Origin of the sequence: Streptomyces sp. NPDC051578 (assembly GCF_044454045.1) — a bacterium.
Taxonomy (GTDB): Bacteria; Actinomycetota; Actinomycetes; order Streptomycetales; family Streptomycetaceae; genus Streptomyces.
This window is the reverse complement of the sequence record NZ_JBITDH010000001.1, coordinates 1,921,449-1,944,248: the sequence shown is the minus strand read 5'-3', so window position 1 is coordinate 1,944,248 and position 22,800 is coordinate 1,921,449. Positions and strand designations below refer to the sequence as shown.

The following is a 22,800-nucleotide window of genomic DNA, read 5'->3' as shown; positions in this document are numbered from 1 at the left end:
CGGTGGCCGCGGTGGCCGCGGTGGATGCGGCGGTCGAGGTGGCCGCGGTGGAGGCGGCAGTACGAGACGTCCGTACGGTCCGGCGATGTCCTTACGAGATCTGCGTACAGTTGCGGTATGGCTGCCGCTGACGAGCTGACCCACCCCGCCGCCGAGGACCTCGAACTCGCCGAGGTCCTGGCGGCCCTCGGGCACCCCGTCCGGCTGGAGATCGTCCGCATGCTCGCCTCCGGCGGGGAGGCGTCCTGCGGCGAGGTGGCCCCCGACCTGCCCCGGTCGAGCGTCACGCACCACCTCAAGACGCTCCGCGAGAGCGGCGTGATCTGCCGGCGCGCGCAGGGCCGCAAGCTCTACCTCGCGCTGCGCCGGGCGGATCTGGACCTGCGTTTCCCCGGTCTGCTGGAACTCGTACTGGCCTGTCGGTCCCGGCCTCTAGACTCGGAAAGCGATGAGCAGCCTCTTTGACGACAGTTTCCTGGCGGACCTCACCCCCTCCGACGAGGTCCCCCCGCCACCCGAGGACCACCCCGCCCCCGAGCCGGGCGCGGACGACCTCTTCGGGGGCCGGTTCGACGTACCCATGACCGGGGACGCCTACTACCGCAACGGGGCGCCCAAGCCGGTCATCGACCCGGCGGCGCTGCTGGAGGGGCTGAACGCGGAGCAGCGCGCCGCCGTGGTGCACGCGGGCTCCCCGCTGCTCATCGTGGCCGGCGCCGGCTCCGGCAAGACCCGGGTGCTGACCCACCGCATCGGGCACCTGCTGGCCGCCCGCGGCGTCCACCCCGGCCAGATCCTGGCGATCACCTTCACCAACAAGGCCGCCGGCGAGATGAAGGAGCGCGTCGAAGGCCTCGTCGGCCCCCGCGCGAACGCCATGTGGGTCTCCACCTTCCACAGCGCGTGCGTGCGCATCCTGCGCCGCGAGTCGAAGCGGCTCGGCTTCACCTCCTCGTTCTCGATCTACGACGCGGCCGACTCCAAGCGCCTGATGGCGCTCGTCTGCCGGGACCTGGACCTCGACCCGAAGAAGTTCCCGCCGAAGGCGTTCAACGCCAAGGTCTCGAACCTGAAGAACGAGCTCATCGACGAAGAGGCCTTCGCCGACCAGGCGACCGACGGTTTCGAGAAGACCCTCGCCCAGGCGTACGCGATGTACCAGGGGCGGCTGCGCGAGGCCAACGCGCTCGACTTCGACGACATCATCATGACCACCGTCCACCTCCTCCAGGCGTTCCCGGACGTCGCCGAGCACTACCGGCGCCGATTCCGCCACGTGCTGGTGGACGAGTACCAGGACACCAACCACGCCCAGTACACGCTGGTGCGCGAGCTGGTGGGCACCGGATACCCGGACCTGCCGCCCGCCGAGCTGTGCGTCGTGGGTGACGCCGACCAGTCGATCTACGCCTTCCGCGGCGCGACCATCCGCAACATCCTCCAGTTCGAGGAGGACTACCCGAACGCGACGACGATCCTGCTGGAGCAGAACTACCGCTCCACCCAGACGATCCTCTCCGCCGCCAACGCGGTCATCGAACGCAACGAGAACCGCCGGGCGAAGAACCTGTGGACCGAGGCCGGCACCGGCGCCGTGATCACCGGCTACGTCGCGGACACCGAGCACGACGAGGCCCAGTTCGTCGCCGACGAGATCGACCGGCTGACGGACGCGGGCGATGCCAAGGCGGGCGACGTCGCGATCTTCTACCGGACCAACGCGCAGTCCCGTGTGTTCGAGGAGATCTTCATCCGCGTCGGCCTCCCCTACAAGGTCGTCGGCGGCGTCCGCTTCTACGAGCGCAAGGAGGTCCGCGACGTCCTCGCGTACCTGCGCGTGCTGGCGAACCCCGAGGACAACGTCCCGCTCCGCCGCATCCTCAACGTCCCCAAGCGCGGCATCGGCGAGCGGGCGGAGGCGATGATCGACGCCCTCGCGATGCGCGAGAAGATCACCTTCCCGCAGGCGCTGCGGCGGGTGGACGAGGCCTTCGGCATGGCCGCGCGCTCCACCAACGCCGTCAAGCGGTTCAACGCGCTGATGGAGGAACTGCGCACGATCGTCGAGTCCGGCGCGGGCCCCGCGGTGGTACTGGAAGCGGTGCTGGAGCGTACGGGCTACCTCGCCGAACTCCAGGCGTCGACCGACCCGCAGGACGAGACGCGGATCGAGAACCTCCAGGAACTGGCGGCGGTGGCACTCGAATTCGAGCAGGCCCGTGAGGGCGACGACACCGCCGGAGCAGCGGCGGCCGGTGCTTCGGGCGGCACGCTCGCCGAGTTCCTGGAGCAGGTCGCGCTCGTCGCCGACTCCGACCAGATCCCGGACGAGGACGAGGACGGTTCGGGCGTCATCACGCTGATGACCCTGCACACGGCGAAGGGCCTGGAGTTCCCGGTGGTCTTCCTGACCGGCATGGAGGACGGGGTCTTCCCGCACATGCGCGCGCTCGGCCAGACCAAGGAACTGGAGGAGGAGCGGCGCCTCGCGTACGTGGGCATCACCCGGGCGCGCGAGCGGCTCTACCTGACCCGCTCCTCGATGCGCAGCGCATGGGGGACGCCCTCGTACAACCCGCCGTCGCGCTTCCTGGAGGAGATCCCGCCCGAGTACCTGCAGTGGAAGCGGACGGGCGCGTCCCAGAAGCCGGCCGGCCCCCTGCGCGGTTCCGGCGGCGGCAAGGCCTCGTTCGGGACCTCGCCCGAGGCGTTCTTGTCCTCGTCGCGTACGAAGGCGGGCCCGTCGGGGTTCGCGACGCGACGCGCCGCCGACAAGCCGGTCATCGCGCTGACCGTCGGAGACCGGGTCACGCACGACCAGTTCGGTCTGGGCACCGTCATGGAGGTCCGGGGAGCGGGCGCCGACGCGCAGGCGACGATCGACTTCGGGGACGACAAGCCGAAGCGACTGCTGCTGCGCTACGCGCCGGTGCAGAAGCTGTAGCGGCCCGGGGGAACCCACCGGGGCCCGGTCCTGCGGGACCGGAACCCGGGGCCCCGGTCAGTTGTCCAGGCGGACGGGCATCAACAGCGAGAACGCGTCCCCGCCGTCGCTCCGGCGGATCGCCAGGGGCGCCGTGGGGCCGCCGAAGTCCAGGACCAGCCGGTCGCGGGCTCCGGCGGCGAGGGCGTCCAGCAGGAACCCTCGGTTGACGGCGACCTGGTCCCCGTCGTCGTCACCGTCCTCGCACACGGTCACCACGCCGTCGGCCGCCACCTTGAGCACGCTGAGGTCACAGGACGCGCCGTCCTGCTCCCGCACCACGCCCGAGCGGACGGGGCCGCTCTCCACCGCCTCCCGGAAGGCCGGCACGTCGACGAGGGCCCGGCGCCCCGCCGGCAGGCGAACGAGGCGACGGTAGTCCGGGAAGCCGTGGCCGAGGCACTGGCCGGCCGCCTCACGGCCCTCCGTCTCCAGGGCCACGCGGTCACCGTCCACGGTGAGCCCGGCGGATGCGACCCCGCCCAGCAGCGCCCTCATCGCGTCGGCGAGCGGGGACGGCACGACGACCTGCGCACGGGGCCCGCCATGGCCGGCGGTGCGGGCCGTCGCGACGGCCATCCGGTACCGGTCGGTGGCCACGACGACGAGTTCGTCGCCCTCGATGTCGAACAGGACACCGCCGAGCACCGGAAGTTCCGGGTCGGTGCCGGCGGCGAACCGGACCGCGTCCAGCGCGGCGGCCAGTTCGGGCGCGGAGACGGTCAGCCGGATCGGGGCGGTGCGGAGCGAAGCCATCGGGTTCTCCCTGTTGTCGAGTAGCGCTCGGATCGTGGAGAACTCGCTGCGGGCGTCGGAAAGCCCCAGTTCGAGACGGCGCAGATGCGCCCGGAGCAGTTGCCGCACCAAGTCGTCGTCCCGGCCGGACCATCCGGCCAGGACGAGCCGGATGTCGGCCAACGGCATGCCGGTGCGCCGCAGTCGGGCCAGCAACCGGGACTCTTCGAGCTGCTCCGGGCCGTACCAGCGGTAGCCGGTCACCGGGTCCACCCGGGCCGGGACCAGTACGCCGGCGCCGTCGTAGAACCGCAGGGCGCTCACGCCCAGTCCGCTGTCCCGGGCCATCTCGCCGATACTGCGCATCTCGTTCTCCACACCTGCAACCCTGGTCCCTCCACCAAGTCGAGGGTCAACAGCGGGCTCGGGAGCGGAGTTGCCCGGGTACAGGGGAGCCGGGGGACGGCCTCGGACCCGGGGCCTACGTCGGGTCGAGGCCGTGGCTGCGCAGCCACGCCTGGGGATCGATCGGGGACCCGGCGCCGGGGCGCACCTCGAAGTGGAGGTGCGGGCCGGTGGAGTTGCCGGAGTTGCCGGAGTACGCGATGACGTCGCCGGCCTTGACCTTGCCGGACCGGATCTTCGTGCTGCTGAGGTGGCAGTACCAGGTCTCGGTGCCGTCGGGCGAGGTCACTATGGCCATGTTCCCGTACGCGCTGTTCCACTGCGTGCGGACGGTGCCGTCGGTGGCGGCCATGACCGGAGTGCCGTAGGAGACCGGGAAGTCGATGCCGGTGTGCACGGACATCCACATGCCGCCGGCCTGACCGAACCCGGCGCTCAGGCCGTGCTGGGTGACGGGAAGGGCGAACTTGGGGCGGGCGGCCTCCTTGGCCGCGGCCTCCTCGGCCCGCTTCTTCTTCTCCTCTTCCTGGCGCTGTCTCAGGTCGAGGCGTTCCTGGGTGCGGCTCGCGCGGTCCGCGAAGTCGCCGGCGTCCGCGCTGAGGGCGGTGAGCTGGGTGTCGAGCTTGTTGTTCGCCGCGACGGGCTTCACCGAGGCCGGGTCGGCCGCGGCCATCGTGGTGGTGTCCTGAGCGGGCTTGTCGGTGCCGGTCAGGCCGCCGACCGAGGCGGCCGCGACTCCCGCGACCCCCATGACGCAGGCCGAGGGAACGGCGACGGTCAGGAGGGCGGAACGCTTCGCCGGGGTGCGGCGACGGCTACTGCCGCCGGCCGCCTTGGCGTTGGCGGACTTCACACCGCCCGTTTTCGCGCCGTTCGTTTTCGTGCCGCCGGTCTTCGCGTTGCCGCTCTTCGCGCTCCCGGCCCGGCGTGAGGCGCGGGACTCCGTCGTCGCGCCGGGTGTGACCGGCATCGTCTGCGTGGCCATGGCGTGCACGGCGGCCGACGGCTCCGGGGCGTCGTCGTCGGAGAGGGCCTCGAAGACGGCGGTCTCGGCGGCGTGGATGTCGAGGGCGTGGATGTCGGGGGCGTGGATGTCGGCGGCGTGGATGTCGGCGGCGTCCGAGGGGAGGTCTTCCGTCATGATCACGGGGACGACGCTGGTCGCCTCGTAGGCGTAGGTCTCGTAGCCGTTGTGCGCCGCGCTGTTCGAGGTGTCGTCGTATCCGCCCTCGTCGTATCCGCTGTCGCCATGGCCGTTGTCGCCGTATCCGCCGTCGCCGTGACCGGTGTTCCAGGCGGTGGCGTCGTACGTGCCGGTGTCCTGCTGCCCGTACGCGGTGAAGGTGTTCCACTGCGCGGTCTGCTCGGGGGACTGCTCGGAGCCCGCCGACTCGTAACCGAAGGAAGTCGGCTGGTATTCGGCGGTGTTCGCGCCGTTCCAGGCAGCGGCGTCCCACTGGCCCGTGGTGTCCTCGGGCACGGCCTGGCCGGGGACGGAGAGGTAACTCTCCTGTCCCGTCCAGGCGGTGGCGTCGTAGGTGCCGGTCGACTGGTACGCGCCGTAGGCGTCATACGCCGCAGAAGCACCGTAGTTGTAGCCCTGGCCCTGCGTTTCGTAGGAAACGTAGGCCTGGTCACCAGCGAAAGTGGTGGTGGAGAGGCCGTCGTACCCGTTTTCGGGGTACTGGCCCGACGAGGGGCGGTCGTTCACCAACTTCTCTTTCGCCTCGGCAGTGGGGGCCTGGGTGGCCGGGGAATGAGAGGTTCCCCGGAGGAGAGCAGTGGCGCGACTGTACCCGGCGGTTACTGGCGACGACAATCTTCGCCGGGTTTCGGCCTCACGGGAACCGGGCATTCGGCTGTCTTTCGGTCGACTGAACACCGAGCCTTGGCCTTGAGTTCGATATCCGTTCGACTGCACGCCGCGGGGTGTTGGCCCTACCTCAGATGGCGATGCGGCGCACTTCGGAGCCGTCGGTGCCGGCCGAAGCGCCGGCGAGCGGGCCGTCCAGGGTGCGCCTGATCGCGTTGATGACCGTGGGGTGGACCGGGAGCGCCAGGTGGCCGATGCCCGTGACCAGCACGTTTTCCGTGATCAGGTCGGGGTGGTCGAGGCGGGCCGTCCCGGGCGGCGACATCAGCCCGTCGAACTCGCTCCAGAAGGCCACGCAGCGGGTCCGGCAGCCCGGAGCCGGCGCGCCCAGCTCCGTCATGACCTCGGAACCCGGCCGCATCTGGCGGACCAGTGGGTGGGCGTCCATGAAGGGCGCCACGATCGTGCCGGCGTGCGGGGTGCCGAGCGTGACGAGGGTGCGCACACGGGCGTCGCCGCCGAGCCGCTGGATGTAGTACCGGGCGACCAGGCCGCCGAGGCTGTGGCCGACCAGGTCGATCCGCTCCTGCCCGGTGCGCTCGCACAGCTCCTCGACGCGACGGGCCAGCTGCCGGGCGGTGTCGCGGAGGTCGCGTGTGAACGGGGAGTAGTTGTACGTCTCCACCCGCCGCAGGCCGTCCGCCGCGAGGGCGCGGCGCAGCAGGACGAAGACGGAGCGGTTGTCGGTGAAGCCGTGCAGCAGCAGCACCGGCGGGCGCTGCCCGGCGGCCCCCGCCGCCGTGTCGGCGGCGAGCCGTTCCGCGAGCACCCCGGTGGGGTACAGGAGCAGGTGCCCGCTCAGCACCACCGCCTCCAGGACTGCTGCCCGAAGGGCCGCCGGCGACCGGAAGGCGGCGAGCGGTAAGGGTACGGATATCGGCGTGATCGACAGCCCCATGGCGGCCTCCGGGCCTCTTGGGTACTGGGCCGTACCGCCGACGGCCCGCCTCCGTGCCGTGCGGCTGTCGGCACGGAGGCGGGACGACGCGGTGCGGCTCCACCGTGGCGTATCCGTCGGCATGAACCGGTTGTGGGGGCGGTGAACCAGTGGCAGTGGCTCCACGCTCCCACGTGTGATTTCCCCCTCCTGCTTGACTGCGAAACGGGCTGGTGCGCGATGCTGTACTTAACGTTCGTTCACTCGGGAGGCAGTGCGATGGGTGTGACCGGTCCGATCCGTGTGGTGGTGGCCAAGCCGGGTCTCGACGGCCACGACCGCGGGGCCAAGGTGATCGCGCGTGCGCTGCGGGACGCGGGTATGGAAGTCATTTACACGGGCCTGCACCAGACCCCCGAGCAGATCGTGGACACCGCGATCCAGGAGGACGCCGACGCGATCGGCCTCTCGATCCTCTCGGGCGCCCACAACACGCTGTTCGTGCGGGTGCTGGAGCTGTTGAAGGAGCGCGACGCCGACGACATCAAGGTCTTCGGCGGCGGGATCATCCCCGAGGACGACATCGCCCCCCTCAAGGAGAAGGGCGTCGCGGAGATCTTCACTCCGGGCGCCACCACCACCGCGATCGTGGACTGGGTCAACGCGAACGTCCGCCAGCACTGACCCCGGCGTCACCGAGCCGACCGCCGCCGGGCTCGTTCTTGGCCACCGCTGGCCCGGGCTGCTGTGGAGCCCACCGCCGTCCGTGCCGGTTCGGTCCTGGGGCGCGGTGGGGCCGATCCGGTTTTGGGCCCGCCGTTGTCGGGGTCGGGGCTGGTCCTGAGCCGCAGTGGCGCCGGGCCGGTCCTGAGCCCGCCGCCGCCAGCCCCGGGTAGCGGTGGGCCGCCTGGTCCTCAGCCCGCGCTGTCGGGGTCGGGGCTGGTCCTGGGGCGCGGTGGGGCCGGGCCGGTGCTGAGCCCGCCGCTGTCCGTGTCGGGCCGGTTCTGAGCCGCGGCGGCCGACCCCGGGTCGGCTCAGGACGGCGGTATGAGCTCCGCCAGCATGGTCGCGCGGAGGTGGAGGGTGGAGGCCAGGCGTTGGAAGGCCTCCTCCCAGTACGCCGCCGCGCCCGGGGAAGCCTCGGCGGGGTCCGCGGGCGCTCTGGTCAGGGCCTCCAGCCGTGCGGCGCCCGCAGGGTCGAGGCAGCGTTCGGCCAGGCCCATCACCCCGCTGAAGCTCCAGGGGTAGCTGCCCGCCTCCCGGGCCGCGTCGAGCGCGTCCACCACGGCCCGGCCCAGCGCCCCCGCCCACGGCACCACACACACCCCGAGCAGCTGGAACGCCTCCGAGAGCCCGTGCGCCCCTACGAACTCCGCCACCCACTCGGCCCGCTCCCCGTCCGGCAGGACCGACAGCAGCTTCGCCCGTTCCGCCAGCGATGCCGTGCCCGGGCCGGCCGCGGGCGGGGCCGAGGCCGAGCCGAGCAGCGCCTTCGACCACTGCGGGTCACGCTGGCGCACCGCCGCCCGGCACCACGCCGCATGCAGTTCCTCCGCCCAGCCGTCGCCCACGGGCAGGGCCACTATCGCCGCCGGGTCGAGCCCCCCGAACCGCTCCCGCCAGCGGGACAGCGGAGCCGCCTCCACCAGCTGGCCCAGCCACCAGGCCTGCTCCCCGCGCCCCGCGGGCGGCCGCTTGACCACGCCGTCCCGCAGCATCCCCGCGTCGCACTCCGCCGGGGGTTCGATCCCCTCCGGCCCCACGCAGGCCAGCGCCCGCTCCGCCATCCGCGCCGCCAGTGCGGAACCCGTCAGCGCCGACAGCAGCTCGGCCGCCGTCGCCCGGACGTTGCGGCTGCGGTCGCCCAGGGCCGCCTCCAGGAACGGCTCGTCGAGGTCGGACAGCCCCACCCTCAGCGAGTCCAGGAACATCAGCCGGTCCTCGGCCCGTTCGGTGGCCCAGGTGGTGGAGAGGAGCGCGGTCGCGGCGACCGGGTCGTGCGCCCGTACGGCGCCCAGGAGAGCCACCCGCTCGGCGAACAGGCCTTCCTGCCACAGCCGTTCGACCCCCTCGCGGTCTTCCGGGCCGGGCAGCTCCGGCGTGCCGGCCGCGCCGCCGCGCAGCGCGAACCGCCAGTCCGGATTCAACCGGGCCAGCCACAGCCCCCGGCTCCCGGCCAGGGCCAGCGCGTGCGGCCGCAGGTCGGTACGGGCCCTGGCCGCCTCCAGCAGCGCCGGGACCAGCGCCGCCGGAGCGCGGTAGCCGTGCCGCACGGCGGCGGTCAGCCACTGCGGCAGCAGCTCCGTCAGATCCGGGGCGGCCCCCCGCCGCCCGCCCGAGCCGCCCGCGCCGCGGCCCGCCAGCAGCTGCGCGAGCCGGCGCCGGGCCGCTTCCGGCGGTTCGGGGCGCGGATCCCGCGGCGCCGGCTCGGGGCGCTCCCACGCCCGCGCGGGCCGCAGCCCGGCCCGGCGCCGCAGTGTCAGGACCGCCGCCTCGTCCAGCAGCGCCCGGGGCGAGCCGCCCCGGCGCCTTTCGGTGCCGAGCAGCGCCGCACCGACCAGCCCGTCCCAGTCGCCGTACGCCCCCTGTCCCTCGTGCCCCGTGTGCGCCGTGCCTCCGGCGCGCTCCGCCCCAGCCGTCTTCATCGGACCCCTCCCTCGTGGTGTGCCGTGCCGTGCTCCGGTCCCGCCCCCTCCGCGGGACCGGAGCGCTATGGTGAAATGTCGGCTCAAATCGCGCGTCAGCTGGCGTGGTTGTCGTTCATCGAAGCCCCCCGGCTCTTCTCGGTCCTGCACGACGGCGCCCCCGCGCCGCCGCTCCCTCCCCGGCGCCGACGCTCCCCCGCGTCGATCGCCTCCTGCCGTTCCCGCGCCCGCCGGCCGGTGCGTCAGACCAGCGCCACCGGTTGCGGCGAATCCGGCTGCCAGACCGTCAGGGGCCTGAACCCCCGGTGGCCGACCTCCCCGAACACCGTCACCGGGCCCCCGCCGGAGACCGCGGCGAGCTGCCACAGTCCCGAGCGGGATCCGCCGCCCGGCCCCGCGAGCGGAACTGGCAGCGCCGACGTCCCTTCCAGGTCCGCCAACTGCCAGCCCGGCTCACCCGGTACGGGAACCACCGGACCCAGCACCACCGGCCACGACTCCAGCCAGGGGTCCTCTCGCAGTGCGGCGCCGTACGCCTCCAGCGCCGCCTGCGCGCTCACCCCGGCCGGTGCCCGCCCGCCCGGCGCCGCCGCCGCGCACCGTTCCCCCAGGTCCGCCCGCAGCCCGGCCGAACCGGGCCGGAAGCGCGCCTCCGCCTCCAGTACCAGCCCGACCGGCAGTGCCAGCCCCGGAGGCCGCCCGGGCGGTCCGAAGTCCAGCACCAGCGCCGGCCGCCCGCTCGCCAGCCCGCGCAGCCATATCCGGCGGGTGGTGAGCCGGCCGTCCGGGGACGCCGTGTCGTACTGCGACAGCACGAGCCAGCGGTCCCGTACGGCGTCGCCCTCCGCCGAAGGCGCGAGCCCCACCCGGGTCCTCACCGTCGCGGCCAGCTGCTCCGGCAGCCCGGTCACCCCCAGCCAGGCCTGGTCGAGCAGGTGCAGCAGCGCGAACTCCTCAAGCATCCGGGCGGGCCAGCCGGGGCCGCAACCGGGTATTGTCCCCAACTCCCGTACCCGGGTGGCCAGTCCGGGGGCCTGAGCGTCGACCATCCGGGCCGCCGTCTCCTCCCACGCCCCGTACCCCGCCTGCTCCTGGCCGGCCAGGCCGCCCCGCAGCAGATCCGCGAGCCGCTGGTCCAGCTCCATCACCCCCGCCCCGATCCGGGCCGCCCTCCGCGCGGCCCGCTTCCTCGCCGCCTCCTCGTCCACGGGCTTGGAGACCGCCGGCCGGGCCGCCTTGGCCGCCCGCTCCGCCAGCCACTCGCCGGCCCACTCCGGCTCCCGTGCCGGATCGCCCACCCCCTCCGCCGCCCAGAGCAACAGCAGTCCGAGCGCGTGCTTGCACGGGAACTTCCGGCTCGGGCACGAGCACTTGTACGCCGGGCCCGTCAGATCCACGACCGTCCGGTAGGGCGTCCTGCCGCTGCCCTTGCACAACCCCCACACCGCACCGGAAGCGGAACCTCCGGTCTGCGACCACGGACCCGCCCCACCCAGCTTGCCCCCCGCCTTGCGCGACGCGTCGTCAGGAGCCAGAGCCAGTACCTGTTCCGCTGTCCAGCGGACCCCCTGCTCAGTCATGTGTCCCACCGTAGAGACCCCCACTGACAATCGCTCTGACCTGCAACAACGCCTCGAACAAGGGTCGTTGTCAGTGGGGTGGTGCACCGTGGTGTCAGCAGCCGGAAGCGGCTGCCGAGCCTTGGAGGGGGACCATGAGCACGCCCGAGACCGAACACCGCGCTGAGGCACTGCGACCGCACGCCGAAGACGCCTTCGCACACGAACTGAAAGCCCTGGCGGCCGCCGACGACCGGCCCCGCCCGACCCGCTGGAAGCTCTCCCCGTGGGCCGTCGCCACCTACCTGCTCGGCGGCACACTGGACGACGGCACCGTGATCACGCCCAAGTACGTCGGACCCCGTCGCATCGTCGAAGTCGCCGTCACCACGCTCGCCACCGACCGCGCGCTGCTCCTGCTCGGGGTCCCCGGCACCGCCAAGACCTGGGTGTCCGAGCACCTCGCCGCCGCCGTCAGCGGGGACTCCACCCTCCTCGTGCAAGGCACCGCCGGCACTCCCGAGGAAGCCATCCGCTACGGCTGGAACTACGCCCGCCTCCTGGCCCACGGCCCGAGCCGCGAAGCCCTCGTCCCCAGCCCCGTCATGCGGGCCATGGCCGACGGCATGACCGCCCGCGTCGAGGAACTCACCCGCATCCCCGCCGACGTCCAGGACACCCTCATCACCATCCTGTCCGAGAAGACGCTCCCCATACCGGAGCTCGGACAGGAGGTGCAGGCCGTGCGCGGCTTCAACCTCATCGCCACCGCCAACGACCGCGACCGCGGGGTCAACGAGCTCTCCAGCGCGCTGCGCCGCCGCTTCAACACCGTGGTGCTGCCCCTGCCCGCCACCGCCGACGCCGAGGTCGACATCGTCGCCCGCCGCGTCGACCAGATGGGCCGCGCCCTGGACCTGCCGGCGGCGCCGGAGGGCCTGGAGGAGATCCGCCGTGTCGTCACCGTCTTCCGCGAGCTGCGCGACGGGGTCACCGGCGACGGCCGTACCAAGGTCAAGTCGCCCAGCGGCACCCTGTCCACCGCCGAGGCCATCTCCGTGGTCACCGGAGGCCTGGCCCTGGCCGCGCACTTCGGAGACGGCGTCCTGCGCCCCTCCGACGTGGCGGCGGGGATCCTCGGCGCCGTCGTCCGCGACCCGGCCGCGGACCGGGTGGTCTGGCAGGAGTACCTCGAAGCCGTCGTCCGCGAGCGGGACGGCTGGAAGGACTTCTACCGCGCCTGCCGGGAGGTGACGGCATGAACCCGCGGAACCCGCGTGCCGGCGGGCCCCTCCTGCTGGGGGTCCGCCACCACGGGCCGGGCTCCGCCCGCGCGGTGCGGGCCGCTCTGGACGAAGCCAGGCCGACGGCGGTGCTCATAGAGGGGCCGCCGGAGGGGGACGCGCTGCTGCCGCTCGCCGCCGACCCGCAGATGCGGCCGCCCGTGGCCCTGCTCGCCCACGCCGCGGACGATCCCGGCCGGGCCGCGTTCTGGCCGATGGCCGGGTTCTCTCCCGAATGGGCCGCCATCCGCTGGGCCCAGGCGCGGGACGTGCCCGTCCGGTTCATCGACCTCCCCGCCGCGCACTCGCTGGCCGTGTCCGAAGACCAGCAGGAGCAGCCCGACTCCGTACGGATCGACCCGCTCGCGGTGCTGGCCGAAAGCGCCGGGTACGACGACCCCGAGCGCTGGTGGGAGGACGTCGTCGAGCACCGGGACGCCGTACGGGAAGACCCGCTGGCCGCGTTCGAGGCCCTCGGCGAAGCAATGGGCGCGCTGCGCGAGGCGTACGGCTGCGGCGGCAACCCGCGCGACCTGGTGCGGGAGGCGTACATGCGCCGGCAGATGCGGGCCGCGCGCCGCGAATTCGGCGACGCCTACGCCGTGGTCTGCGGGGCCTGGCACGTCCCGGCCCTGAGCGCCCCGGCCACGGCTGCCGCCGACAGGGCCCTGCTGACCGGGCTGCCCAAGATCAAGGTGGAGACCACCTGGGTTCCCTGGACCCACCGCCGGCTCGCCCGCGCCGGTGGATACGGCGCCGGCATCACCTCACCCGGCTGGTACGCGCACCTCTTCACCGCCCGGGACCGGCCCGTCGAGCGCTGGCTGACCAAAGTCGCGGGCCTGCTCCGGGAGGAGGACCGGCAGGTCTCCTCCGCCCATGTCATCGAGGCGGTCCGGCTCGCCCGGACCCTCGCCGCCGTGCGGGGGCGGCCGGTCCCCGGGCTCACCGAAACCCTCGAAGCGGTCCGGGCGGTCATGTGCGACGGCTCCGACATACCGCTCGCCCTGATCGAGGACCGCCTGGTGGTCGGGGACGTACTGGGCGAAGTCCCCGACGCGGCGCCCGTCGTACCACTCCAGCGGGACCTCACCCGCAGACAGCGATCCCTGCGCCTCAAGGCGGAGGCGCAGGAGCGCGAGCTGGAACTGGACCTGCGCAAGGACACCGACGCGGCCAAGTCCCTGCTGCTGCACCGGCTGCGGCTGCTCGGCATCGACTGGGGCATACCCACCGCGTCCCGCGGCAGCACCGGCACCTTCCGGGAGACATGGCGGCTGCGCTGGGAGCCCGAGCTGGCGGTGCGGGTCGCGGAGGCGGGCATCTGGGGCACGAACGTCCTGGGTGCGGCCACCGCCCGGGCCGAGGCGCTCGCGGCGGACGCCGCGGAACTGGGCGAGGTCACCGCCCTGGCGGAACGGTGCCTGCTGGCCGGGCTTTCCGAGGCACTGCCCGCCGTACTGCGGGCCCTCGCGGACCGGGCGGCGCTCGACACCGATGTGGCACGCCTCGCCAAGGCACTGCCCGCGCTGGCCCGCTCGCTGCGATACGGGGACGTACGGGGCACCGACGCGCAGGCGCTCGCCACCGTCGCCGCCGGGCTCGCGGAGCGGATATGCGTGGCCCTGCCACCCGCCTGCGCGGCCGGGCTGGACGCCGACGGCGCGGCGGAGCTGCGCGGGCACGTCGACGCCGTCCACGGGGCGATCGCCCTGCTGGCCGACGCCGACGAGGGGCTGCGCGGGCGCTGGGCGGCGGTGCTGCGGACGCTGGCGGGCCGGGACACCGTGCCCGGGCCGATCAGGGGCCGGGCCGCACGGCTGCTCCTGGACGACGGCCGGCTGCCGCCCGAGGAGACGGCGCGGCTGATGGGGCTCGCGCTGTCCCCGGCGGCCGCCCCGGCCGACGCCGCGGGCTGGATCGAGGGCTTCGCCGGCGGCAGCGCGGGCGGCGGCACCCTGCTGGTCCACGACGAGCGGCTGCTCGGCCTGATCGACACCTGGCTGGTGTCGGTGCCGGCGGGCGCCTTCATCGACGTACTGCCCCTGCTGCGGCGGACGTTCGGGGCGTACGAGCCGGGTGTGAAGCGGGCCCTGGGCGAACTGGTCCGGCGTGGGCCGGCCGCCCGGGCGCGCACCTCGGGGCCCGGCCCGGCGCCCGAGGGCTTCGGCCCGGAGCTGGACCCCGTCCGCGCGGACGCGGTGGCGGACGTGGTCCGCATGCTGCTCGCCGGGGCGGCGGGCGCGGGGTTGACGGCGGGCGCGCGCTGACGGGGGGCGCCGCGGACGAGAAGGCGCGGCGAAGGCGCCGCCGGCGAGGGCCGGCGGCTCAGGACACAGGACGAGGGGGACGGACAGGTGGAGATCAGCACGGGACGGCCGGCGGACGCGGGGGAGCGGCTGCGGCGGTGGCGGATGGTGCTCGGCGGCGGCGAGGGCGACGGCACCGGCTGCCCGCTCTCCGGCCGCGACGCGGAGATGGACGCCGCGCTCACCGCGCTGTACGGCCGCAGCGGCGGCGACTCGCGCAAGAGGGCGGGGGAGCGGTCGGCCGGGCTCGGCGGGTCCGCGCCGCAGGTGGCCCGCTGGCTCGGGGACATCAGGACCTACTTCCCCGCCTCCGTGGTGCAGGTCATGCAGCGGGACGCCATCGAGCGGCTCGGCCTGTCCTCCCTGCTGCTGGAGCCGGAGATGCTGGAGGCGGTGGAACCGGACGTCCACCTCGTCGGCACCCTGCTCTCCCTCAACAAGGCCATGCCGGAGACGACCCGCGAGACCGCCCGCGCGGTGGTCGCCAAGGTGGTCCAGCAGTTGGAGAAGCGCCTCGCGAGCCGTACCCGCGCCACCCTGACCGGCGCCCTCGACCGGTCCGCCCGCATCAGCCGCCCCCGCCACCGGGACATCGACTGGGACCGGACGATCCGCGCCAACCTCAAGAACTACCTCCCCGAGTACCGCACCGTCGTCCCGGAGCGGCTGGTCGGATACGGCCGGGCGGCGCAGTCCGTGAAGAAGGAGGTCGTCCTCTGCATCGACCAGTCGGGTTCGATGGCGGCCTCCGTCGTCTACGCCTCCGTCTTCGGGGCGGTGCTCGCCTCGATGCGGGCGATCGCCACCCGGCTGGTGGTGTTCGACACCGCCGTCGTGGACCTCACGGACCAGCTCGACGATCCCGTCGACGTGCTCTTCGGCACGCAGCTCGGCGGTGGCACCGACATCAACCGGGCCCTCGCCTACTGCCAGTCCAAGATCACCCGACCGGCCGACACCGTCGTGGTCCTGATCAGTGATCTCTACGAGGGCGGCATACGCGACGGGATGCTCAAGCGGGTCGCCGCGATGAAGGCCGCCGGAGTGGAGTTCGTGACCCTGCTCGCGCTGTCCGACGAAGGGGCTCCCGCCTACGACCGCGAGCACGCCGCGGCCCTCGCCGCGCTCGGCGCGCCCGCCTTCGCCTGCACCCCCGACCTCTTCCCCGACGTGATGGCCGCCGCGCTGGAGAAGCGGCCGCTGCCCGTCCCCTGAACGGCCCCGCCGCGCCCGGTGTCCGGGCCCCGCGCCCCCTCCCGTCAGTCGGCGGATCGTACGAACGCGCAGCTCAACCGTGAGGCGATCTGTGACAGGTATCACCGCTCCGGTGCGACCTGTGATTTAGGGACCCACGTCCCACGGGGATAACCTGCGAGACGGACATGCCGCGTCCACGGTCACCGTGTGCGCCTTCCTTGTGACAGCGCCGTCACGTTGCCCTCCGCGGCACGCCCACGCAGATAGCAGACAACCGCGAATCACTGCGAATCTTTGAAGACAAGGGACGGACGCGCGTGGACCTGTTCGAGTACCAGGCGAGGGACCTCTTCGCCAAGCACGGTGTACCGGTGCTGGCCGGTGAAGTGATCGACACGCCTGAGGCGGCTCGCGAGGCCACCGAGCGGCTGGGCGGCAAGTCGGTCGTCAAGGCGCAGGTGAAGGTCGGTGGCCGAGGCAAGGCCGGCGGCGTCAAGCTCGCCGCCACCCCGGACGAGGCCGTCGCCCGGGCGACGGACATCCTCGGCATGGACATCAAGGGCCACACGGTCCACAAGGTGATGATCGCCGAGACCGCTCCCGAGATCCTCGAGGAGTACTACGTCTCGTACCTCCTCGACCGCACCAACCGCACCTTCCTGGCCATGGCCTCGGTGCAGGGCGGCATGGACATCGAGGAGGTCGCGGAGAAGACCCCCGAGGCCCTCGCGAAGGTGCCGGTCAACGCCAACGAGGGCGTGACCATCGAGAAGGCCCGCGAGATCGTCGCGCAGGCGAAGTTCCCGGCCGAGGTCGCCGAGAAGGTCGCCGAGGTCCTCGTGACCCTGTGGCAGACCTTCATCGCCGAGGACGCGCTCCTCGTCGAGGTCAACCCGCTCGCGAAGGTCGCCAACGGTGACGTCATCGCGCTCGACGGCAAGGTCTCGCTCGACGAGAACGCCGAGTTCCGCCAGCCGGGCCACGAGGAGTTCGTGGACCACGCGGCCGCGAACCCGCTGGAGGCCGCCGCCAAGGCGAAGAACCTCAACTACGTCAAGCTCGACGGTGAGGTCGGCATCATCGGCAACGGCGCGGGTCTCGTCATGAGCACCCTCGACGTCGTCGCCTACGCCGGTGAGAACCACGGCGGCGTCAAGCCCGCCAACTTCCTGGACATCGGCGGTGGCGCCTCCGCCGCCGTCATGGCCAACGGCCTTGAGATCATCCTCGGCGACCCGGACGTCAAGTCCGTCTTCGTCAACGTCTTCGGTGGCATCACCGCCTGTGACGAGGTCGCCAACGGCATCGTCCAGGCGCTGGCACTGCTGGAGGAGAAGGGCGAGGCGGTCACCAAGCCGCTCGTCGTCCGTCTCGACGGCAACAACGCCGAGCTGGGTCGCAAGATCCTCTCGGACGCCAACCACCCGCTGGTGCAGCGCGTGGACACCATGGACGGCGCGGCCGACAAGGCCGCCGAGCTCGCGGCTGCGAAGTAAGGGCAGAGGTCACAGACTCACATGGCTATCTTCCTCAACAAGGACAGCAAGGTCATCGTCCAGGGCATGACCGGTGCCACGGGCATGAAGCACACCAAGCTGATGCTGGCTGACGGCACCAACATCGTCGGCGGCGTGAACCCGCGCAAGGCCGGCACCACCGTCGACTTCGACGGCACCGAGGTCCCGGTCTTCGGCTCGGTCGCCGAGGCGATGGAGAAGACGGGCGCCAACGTCTCCGTCCTCTTCGTCCCGCCGGCCTTCGCCAAGGCCGCCGTCGTCGAGGCCATCGACGCCGAGATCCCGCTGGCCGTCGTCATCACCGAGGGCATCGCGGTGCACGACTCCGCCGCCTTCTGGGCGTACGCGACCGCCAAGGGCAACAAGACCCGGATCATCGGCCCGAACTGCCCGGGTCTGATCACCCCCGGCCAGTCCAACGCCGGCATCATCCCGGGCGACATCACCAAGCCCGGCCGCATCGGTCTCGTGTCGAAGTCCGGCACGCTGACCTACCAGATGATGTACGAGCTCCGTGACATCGGCTTCTCCTCCGCCGTCGGCATCGGTGGCGACCCGGTCATCGGCACCACGCACATCGACGCCCTCGCGGCGTTCGAGGCGGACCCCGAGACCGACCTCATCGTCATGATCGGCGAGATCGGCGGCGACGCCGAGGAGCGTGCGGCGGACTTCATCGCGAAGAACGTCACCAAGCCGGTCGTCGGCTACGTCGCGGGCTTCACCGCCCCCGAGGGCAAGACCATGGGTCACGCCGGCGCCATCGTCTCCGGTTCTTCTGGCACCGCACAGGCCAAGAAGGAGGCCCTCGAGGCCGCGGGCGTCAAGGTCGGCAAGACGCCGACCGAGACGGCCAAGCTGGCGCGCGAGATCCTGAACGCCGCTCAGTAAGCGGACTCGGCAAGCAGCCGTCGTACGTGCGTACGGGCGTGGCCCGCACCCCTCAGGGGTGCGGGCCACGCCCGTTTCTCGTGCGCGCTCACTCGACCTTCGGGGCGAGGCGGGCCGGGCCGGAAGCCGGGTCGGAGCTGAGCCTGTCGTGCAGCTCCTTGCTCTGCTCGGTGAACCGCTGGGGCCCGCTGAGCGGGGGGACCCCGGAGACGCTCGAACCCGGTGCCAGCGGCGGGACGTACTGGGTGGGCGCCGTGGTCGCCGTGTACGCCGTCGCCACCGCGATCACCGCGGTCAGCCCGAGCGCCGCCCGGCTCAGCGCGCGGGAGCGGCGCTCGCAGGAGGTGCGTACGTCGGCTGCCGGGCGCGGTTCGAGGGAGACGGCCGGACGGACCGAGCCCATGCGTTCGCGCAGCCGGGCGGACCGCTGCGCGGGCGGCAGACCGGCCAGCTCGGGGATCCGGGCGACGAGCGCGGCGTGCGCGTTCAGCAGGCGCAGGCCCGCGGTGGGCGTCGACGCCTCGATCTCGGCGGCCGTGTCGGGGAGGTCGAGGCCGACGCCGTCGTACAGCAGGACCGCGCGGCGGTACGCGGTCGGCAGCGCGAGCAGGGCGTCCATCGTGATCCGGTCGGCGGCTTCGGCCGGGGCCTTGTCGGGGTGGCGGAAGGCCCGGCGGAACCGGTGCCAGGGGGAGAGGGCGTACTCGTACGAGGCCGCGCGCACCCACCCCACCGGGTCCGGGTCGGTGGCGACCTCCGGCCAGCGCGCCCAGGCCTGGAGGAACGCCTTCTCGACGGCCTCCAGGGCGAGGGAGCGGCGGCCGGTGAGGAGGTAGGCCTGGCGGACGAGGGCCGGGGCGGCGTAGGTGTACAGGGCGTCGTACACCTGGGCGGGGGTCAGGGGCCCGTTGTCGACGGGGGCTTCGGGCTCGTCAACGGCGTCGGGCTCCGCCGTGGCGGTGGGCGTGTCGGGCTCGCGGGCGGGGGCGGGCCCCGGTGCGGGGGCGGGGTCGGTCCGGGCCTCCGGCGCGGGGTGCGGCTCGGGGCCGGGCCGGGGCTGCGGGGGCTCCGGGGGGAGCGGGGAGTGGTCGCTTCCGGGAGCCTTGACGGGGGTCTTGGAGTCGTGACGCGCCGCGCCGGTCGGCGGCTTCGGGGCCCGCTTCACCGCCGCCTTGGGCCGTTTGCGGGAGCTGATGGGCCGCGCCGGGGCCGGGTGGACCCGTACGGCACCGGGGCCGCCGGCCTTGGAGGCGTCGGGAGCGCCGGCCGTGAAGGCTTGGGCGCCGGAGGCCGCGGGGGCGGAGGCCTCGGCGGCGGGTGCCGGGGCGGCGGGGGCCTCGGTGCCTGGGGCCGGGGCGGCGGGGGCCTCGGTGCCGGGGGGTGCGGCGTCGGGAGCGGGGGCGTCCGGTCCGGCGGGGGAGGCGGACGTCGCGAGGCGGGTGAGGAACCGGGCGTAGGCCTTGCGTTTTCGGCCGCGCGGCTGTGTCCGTCCGTTCTCCCACGAACGGACCGTGGAGGGGCTGACCCCGATGTCCGCCGCCACCTCACGGTGCGTCAGTTCGGCGGATTCGCGCAGCCTTCGGCGTTCCTGGGGGGAGGGGAGGTCGGCCTCTTCTCCTGAGGCGGAGGTCGTTCCGACGCCTTGTGTCATGCCACTCTCCCCGCGACCCGGTAGCTCTGCGCGAAAAAGTACATAAACGTATATTGAGCGACACCACGGACATTCGCCTGTTACCCACCCATAGCGCGTGTCGTTGGCACCATGGCGGGGTGACCCAAGTGACCGAACGCGGTACCTCGTTGCCGGCGGCCCCGCAGACCGCCGTGCGGCGCCGCTCGCCGGCGGCCGCCGCGTGCGTGCTGGGCGGCGCCGTGGCCGCAGGACTGGGGCTCGGCTTCCTGGCCGTGCTCGTGATCGTCCTGTGGATCAGCTCCCCCTACCCCGACAGCGGCCCCGGCGGCGCGCTGCACCTCGCGGCCGGGTTGTGGCTGCTCGCCCACGGGACCGAACTCGTCCGCTACGAAACCCTGTCGGGGGTGCCCGCACCCGTCGGGGTGACGCCGTTGCTGCTGGTGGCGCTGCCGGTGCTGCTGATGCGGCGGGCCGCGAGGCTGGGCAGCGCCTCGGGCGACGGCCCGGCGGGCGGCCCGGGCGACGACGAGGTGCTGCCGGCCGGTGTCGTGTTCTCGGCGGTGACCTGCGGGTACCTCGGCGTCGGGGCGCTGGCGACGGTCTACGCCTCGGTCGGCCCCATGCCGGCCGACCCGCTGAGCGCGGCGTGGCACGTGCCGCTGGTGGCCGTACTGGCCGCGGCCAGCGGGGTGTGGGCGGCGCGGGGCAGGCCCCTCGGCGAGTTCCCGGGCTGGGTGCCGGGCTGGGTGGCGGGGGGCGTGCGGAGGGCCATCGCGCGCCCCCGTTACGAGCTTGCGCTGCGCTCGGGCGCGGCGGGGGCCCTGGTGCTGGCGGGCGGTGGCGTGCTGCTGGTCGGGGCGTCGCTGGTGTGGCACGGGGCGGAGGTGCGGGGGTCGTTCCTGGGGCTGACCGGGGTGTGGTCGGGGCGGTTCGCGGTGCTGCTGCTGGCGGTGACGCTGATCCCGAACGCGATGGTGTGGGGCGCGGCCTACGGTCTGGGGCCGGGCTTCGCGCTGGGCACGGGGGCGACGGCGACACCGTTCGGCACGGTGGGATCGCATGCGGCGCTGCCGAGGTTCCCGCTGCTGGCGGCGCTGCCGGCGGTTGGGGCGGGGAGCCCGCTGACGTGGGCGGCGTTCGCCGTGCCGGTGGTGGCGGGGCTGGCGGTGGGGTGGTTCGCGGTGCGGCGGGCGCGGGAGGTCTCGTACGGGGAGACGGCGTGGACGGCGGTGCTGGGGGCGCTGGTGTGCGGGGTGCTGATGGCGGGGCTCGCGGCGGTGGCGGCCGGGCCGTTGGGGTCGCGGGAGCTGGTGCGGTTCGGGCCGGTGTGGTGGCAGGTGGGGGGCGCGGCGGTGGTGTGGGCGGTGGTGCTGGCCGTGCCGGTGGCTGTGGCGGTGCACGGGTGGCGGGTGCGGCCGGTGAGGGGGGCGGGAGTGGTGGAAGCGGCCGACGAGTGGCACGACTCGGGGGTGCGGGAGTTGAGGTGGGCGGCGCTGCGGGAAGCGGCCGTGCCGATGGTGGCGCCGGCGGTGGCCGATCCGCCGCCGTCGGCGGTCGAGGGCGGTGACGTGCCGTCGGAAGAGAGCGTGCCGTTGCCGGTTGCGGCGGCGGTCGAGGGCGGTGACGTGCCGTCGGAAGAGAGCGTGCCTTTGCCGGTTGCGGCGGCGGAGTTGGTGCCGGGGGTTTCCGGGGCGCGGGTGCTGTCCCGGCGACCGACGGCCTGACGCCGCCGCCGTTAGCCGGCCCCCGCCCGCGCCTCGAACTCCCCAGACTCCGTCCGGGGGGACCCTCATTGGCGGGGCTGGGTCTGCCCCGGGCCGGGAGGTGCCGCAGGGCAGGGCAGTGCCGATGGGGTGCGGCTGCGCCGGGCTTCCGGGGCCCGCCCCAGACCCCGCGCCTCCAACGCCGGGGGGGCTGGGTCTGCCCCGGGCCGGGAGGTGCCCCCTGCAGGGAAGTGGCGGCGGGGTGCGGCTGCGCCGGGCTCCTGGCGCTTGGCCCGCGCCTCGAACTCCCCAGACTCCATCCGGGGGCCCGTGTGGGGCTGGCTCTGCCCGGGCCGGGAGGTGCCCCCAGGGCGGCACAGTGCCCGCGCGGGGGGCGGCTGCGCCGGGTCTCCCGGGGCTCCGCCCCGGCGCCGCGCCTCAGGCGCCGGCAAGGCAGTGCCCCCCGGCCCAGACTCCGTCCGGGGCGGGGAGGGGTGGGCGCAGGGGTTAGTTGCGGACCTTGAGGACTTTGCCCACCAGGTTGTCCGGGAGGAGGGTGTTGCATTGGAGTTCGGCCGTGCGCGTCAGGGCGTCGTCGCGGCAGACGTAGAAGTCCTTGTACGCCAGCTGGACCGCGTACGAGCTCGCCGCCAGCAGTAGGGCGAGCGTCGCCGTGACCAGGCCGCTGACCGCCGCCGTGCGCTGGGGGCGGGCCGCCGGGCCGAGGTCGGCGACGCCGGCGCGCAGGGCGCTGACGCCCCAGTACAGCGCGAGCGCGCCCAGCAGGAGGCCCACCGACGGGATCCCGAAGACGCCGAAGAAGAACCCCCACATGCCCGCGAACAGCGCGTAGCGGGCGCGGCGCTGGAGCGGGTCGGTCGGGTCCCAGCGGGCCGGGCCCTCGGGGGCCGGCTCCTGACCGGGACCACCGGGACCACCGGGACCACCGGGGCCGGTGTGACCGGGGCCGCCGCGCGGCTGCCACGGCTCGTCGGGCCTGCCCTCGGGGGGCGCCGCGAAGGGGTTGTCGTCGGTCGAAGAGTCGGGCTGACGGCGGTCCGGCATCGAGTGCGTTACTTCCCCTGTGTCGTGGGCGTGGCGTCGGCGCGGCGGCGTGAGCCACGTCGCGTCGCCTCACGCTACCGCCCGGCCGTGCCCCCGTCCCCCGGGGGCGGTCCCGTGTGCCGGTA

At 73.7% G+C, this 22,800-nt stretch carries 16 protein-coding genes; 9 read left to right on the top strand and 7 right to left on the bottom strand.

Going from position 1 to position 22,800, the window contains the following annotated elements; genetic code table 11:
- Positions 1 to 117: 117 nt before the first annotated feature.
- Both ACIA6C_RS08730 and pcrA read left to right on the top strand, forming a co-directional pair.
- A complete protein-coding gene (locus ACIA6C_RS08730) occupies positions 118 to 465 on the top strand; it encodes an ArsR/SmtB family transcription factor (RefSeq protein WP_399273856.1) in 348 nt (115 codons plus the stop codon).
- Positions 449 to 2,944 (top strand): DNA helicase PcrA, encoded by a 2,496-nt coding sequence (gene pcrA, locus ACIA6C_RS08725; protein ID WP_399273854.1) that lies wholly within the window; start codon positions 449 to 451, stop codon positions 2,942 to 2,944. The genes ACIA6C_RS08730 and pcrA overlap by 17 nt, the downstream gene beginning before the upstream one ends.
- A gap of 57 nt (positions 2,945 to 3,001) precedes the next feature.
- Here pcrA and ACIA6C_RS08720 read toward each other — a convergent pair whose 3' ends face one another.
- The 3 genes from ACIA6C_RS08720 to ACIA6C_RS08710 all read right to left on the bottom strand — a co-directional run bounded on the left by ACIA6C_RS08720 (position 3,002) and on the right by ACIA6C_RS08710 (position 6,894).
- Positions 3,002 to 4,084, bottom strand: a complete 1,083-nt coding sequence (locus ACIA6C_RS08720) for a MerR family transcriptional regulator (RefSeq protein ID WP_399273852.1) — start codon at positions 4,082 to 4,084, stop codon at positions 3,002 to 3,004.
- Positions 4,085 to 4,199: 115 nt separating this feature from the next.
- Positions 4,200 to 5,837, bottom strand: coding sequence for a peptidoglycan DD-metalloendopeptidase family protein (locus tag ACIA6C_RS08715; RefSeq protein ID WP_399273850.1), 1,638 nt, complete (start codon positions 5,835 to 5,837; stop codon positions 4,200 to 4,202).
- 229 nt (positions 5,838 to 6,066) lie between these two features.
- The gene (locus ACIA6C_RS08710; protein ID WP_399273848.1) at positions 6,067 to 6,894 is read right to left on the bottom strand and encodes an esterase/lipase family protein; all 828 of its coding nucleotides are present in this window, start codon (positions 6,892 to 6,894) and stop codon (positions 6,067 to 6,069) included.
- Positions 6,895 to 7,152: 258 nt separating this feature from the next.
- On the opposite strand from ACIA6C_RS08710, the gene ACIA6C_RS08705 reads away from it, so the two are divergent.
- The gene (locus tag ACIA6C_RS08705) at positions 7,153 to 7,557 is read left to right on the top strand and encodes a cobalamin B12-binding domain-containing protein (RefSeq protein WP_361129643.1); all 405 of its coding nucleotides are present in this window, start codon (positions 7,153 to 7,155) and stop codon (positions 7,555 to 7,557) included.
- 350 nt (positions 7,558 to 7,907) lie between these two features.
- On the opposite strand, the gene ACIA6C_RS08700 is transcribed toward ACIA6C_RS08705, so the two are convergent.
- Both ACIA6C_RS08700 and ACIA6C_RS08695 read right to left on the bottom strand, forming a co-directional pair.
- Positions 7,908 to 9,518, bottom strand: a complete 1,611-nt coding sequence (locus ACIA6C_RS08700; protein ID WP_399273846.1) for a DUF5691 domain-containing protein — start codon at positions 9,516 to 9,518, stop codon at positions 7,908 to 7,910.
- Between the two features lie 242 nt (positions 9,519 to 9,760).
- Positions 9,761 to 11,098, bottom strand: a complete 1,338-nt coding sequence (locus ACIA6C_RS08695) for an SWIM zinc finger family protein (protein ID WP_399273844.1) — start codon at positions 11,096 to 11,098, stop codon at positions 9,761 to 9,763.
- Between the two features lie 134 nt (positions 11,099 to 11,232).
- On the opposite strand from ACIA6C_RS08695, the gene ACIA6C_RS08690 reads away from it, so the two are divergent.
- The 5 genes from ACIA6C_RS08690 to sucD all read left to right on the top strand — a co-directional run bounded on the left by ACIA6C_RS08690 (position 11,233) and on the right by sucD (position 18,274).
- Entirely contained in the window at positions 11,233 to 12,339 is a 1,107-nt protein-coding gene (locus ACIA6C_RS08690) for an AAA family ATPase (protein ID WP_399273842.1), read from the top strand.
- Positions 12,336 to 14,630, top strand: coding sequence for a DUF5682 family protein (locus tag ACIA6C_RS08685; protein ID WP_399273840.1), 2,295 nt, complete (start codon positions 12,336 to 12,338; stop codon positions 14,628 to 14,630). Before ACIA6C_RS08690 ends, ACIA6C_RS08685 begins: the two co-directional genes overlap by 4 nt.
- Positions 14,631 to 14,774: 144 nt before the next feature.
- The gene (locus ACIA6C_RS08680) at positions 14,775 to 15,884 is read left to right on the top strand and encodes a VWA domain-containing protein (RefSeq protein ID WP_399274542.1); all 1,110 of its coding nucleotides are present in this window, start codon (positions 14,775 to 14,777) and stop codon (positions 15,882 to 15,884) included.
- Between the two features lie 299 nt (positions 15,885 to 16,183).
- On the top strand, positions 16,184 to 17,362 hold the full coding sequence (gene sucC / locus ACIA6C_RS08675; protein WP_190183066.1) for an ADP-forming succinate--CoA ligase subunit beta: 1,179 nt from the start codon (positions 16,184 to 16,186) through the stop codon (positions 17,360 to 17,362).
- 21 nt (positions 17,363 to 17,383) lie between these two features.
- Positions 17,384 to 18,274 (top strand): succinate--CoA ligase subunit alpha, encoded by an 891-nt coding sequence (gene sucD / locus ACIA6C_RS08670; protein WP_136213293.1) that lies wholly within the window; start codon positions 17,384 to 17,386, stop codon positions 18,272 to 18,274.
- A gap of 88 nt (positions 18,275 to 18,362) precedes the next feature.
- Here sucD and ACIA6C_RS08665 read toward each other — a convergent pair whose 3' ends face one another.
- On the bottom strand, positions 18,363 to 19,925 hold the full coding sequence (locus ACIA6C_RS08665) for a helix-turn-helix domain-containing protein (protein ID WP_399273838.1): 1,563 nt from the start codon (positions 19,923 to 19,925) through the stop codon (positions 18,363 to 18,365).
- A gap of 119 nt (positions 19,926 to 20,044) precedes the next feature.
- Here ACIA6C_RS08665 and ACIA6C_RS08660 point away from each other — a divergent pair, with 119 nt between their 5' ends.
- Positions 20,045 to 21,631 (top strand): DUF6350 family protein, encoded by a 1,587-nt coding sequence (locus ACIA6C_RS08660; protein WP_399273836.1) that lies wholly within the window; start codon positions 20,045 to 20,047, stop codon positions 21,629 to 21,631.
- 486 nt (positions 21,632 to 22,117) lie between these two features.
- On the opposite strand, the gene ACIA6C_RS08655 is transcribed toward ACIA6C_RS08660, so the two are convergent.
- Positions 22,118 to 22,675, bottom strand: a complete 558-nt coding sequence (locus ACIA6C_RS08655; RefSeq protein WP_399273834.1) for a hypothetical protein — start codon at positions 22,673 to 22,675, stop codon at positions 22,118 to 22,120.
- Positions 22,676 to 22,800: the final 125 nt, after the last annotated feature.

Coding starts and splice junctions, on each gene's coding strand:
- ACIA6C_RS08730 (WP_399273856.1), top strand. CDS start 118: ATGGCTGCCGCTGACGAGCTGACCCACCCCGCCGCCGAGGACCTCGAA.
- pcrA (WP_399273854.1), top strand. CDS start 449: ATGAGCAGCCTCTTTGACGACAGTTTCCTGGCGGACCTCACCCCCTCC.
- ACIA6C_RS08720 (WP_399273852.1), bottom strand. CDS start 4,084: ATGCGCAGTATCGGCGAGATGGCCCGGGACAGCGGACTGGGCGTGAGC.
- ACIA6C_RS08710 (WP_399273848.1), bottom strand. CDS start 6,894: ATGGGGCTGTCGATCACGCCGATATCCGTACCCTTACCGCTCGCCGCC.
- ACIA6C_RS08705 (WP_361129643.1), top strand. CDS start 7,153: ATGGGTGTGACCGGTCCGATCCGTGTGGTGGTGGCCAAGCCGGGTCTC.
- ACIA6C_RS08700 (WP_399273846.1), bottom strand. CDS start 9,518: ATGAAGACGGCTGGGGCGGAGCGCGCCGGAGGCACGGCGCACACGGGG.
- ACIA6C_RS08695 (WP_399273844.1), bottom strand. CDS start 11,098: ATGACTGAGCAGGGGGTCCGCTGGACAGCGGAACAGGTACTGGCTCTG.
- ACIA6C_RS08690 (WP_399273842.1), top strand. CDS start 11,233: ATGAGCACGCCCGAGACCGAACACCGCGCTGAGGCACTGCGACCGCAC.
- ACIA6C_RS08685 (WP_399273840.1), top strand. CDS start 12,336: ATGAACCCGCGGAACCCGCGTGCCGGCGGGCCCCTCCTGCTGGGGGTC.
- ACIA6C_RS08680 (WP_399274542.1), top strand. CDS start 14,775: ATGGTGCTCGGCGGCGGCGAGGGCGACGGCACCGGCTGCCCGCTCTCC.
- sucD (WP_136213293.1), top strand. CDS start 17,384: ATGGCTATCTTCCTCAACAAGGACAGCAAGGTCATCGTCCAGGGCATG.
- ACIA6C_RS08665 (WP_399273838.1), bottom strand. CDS start 19,925: ATGACACAAGGCGTCGGAACGACCTCCGCCTCAGGAGAAGAGGCCGAC.
- ACIA6C_RS08655 (WP_399273834.1), bottom strand. CDS start 22,675: ATGCCGGACCGCCGTCAGCCCGACTCTTCGACCGACGACAACCCCTTC.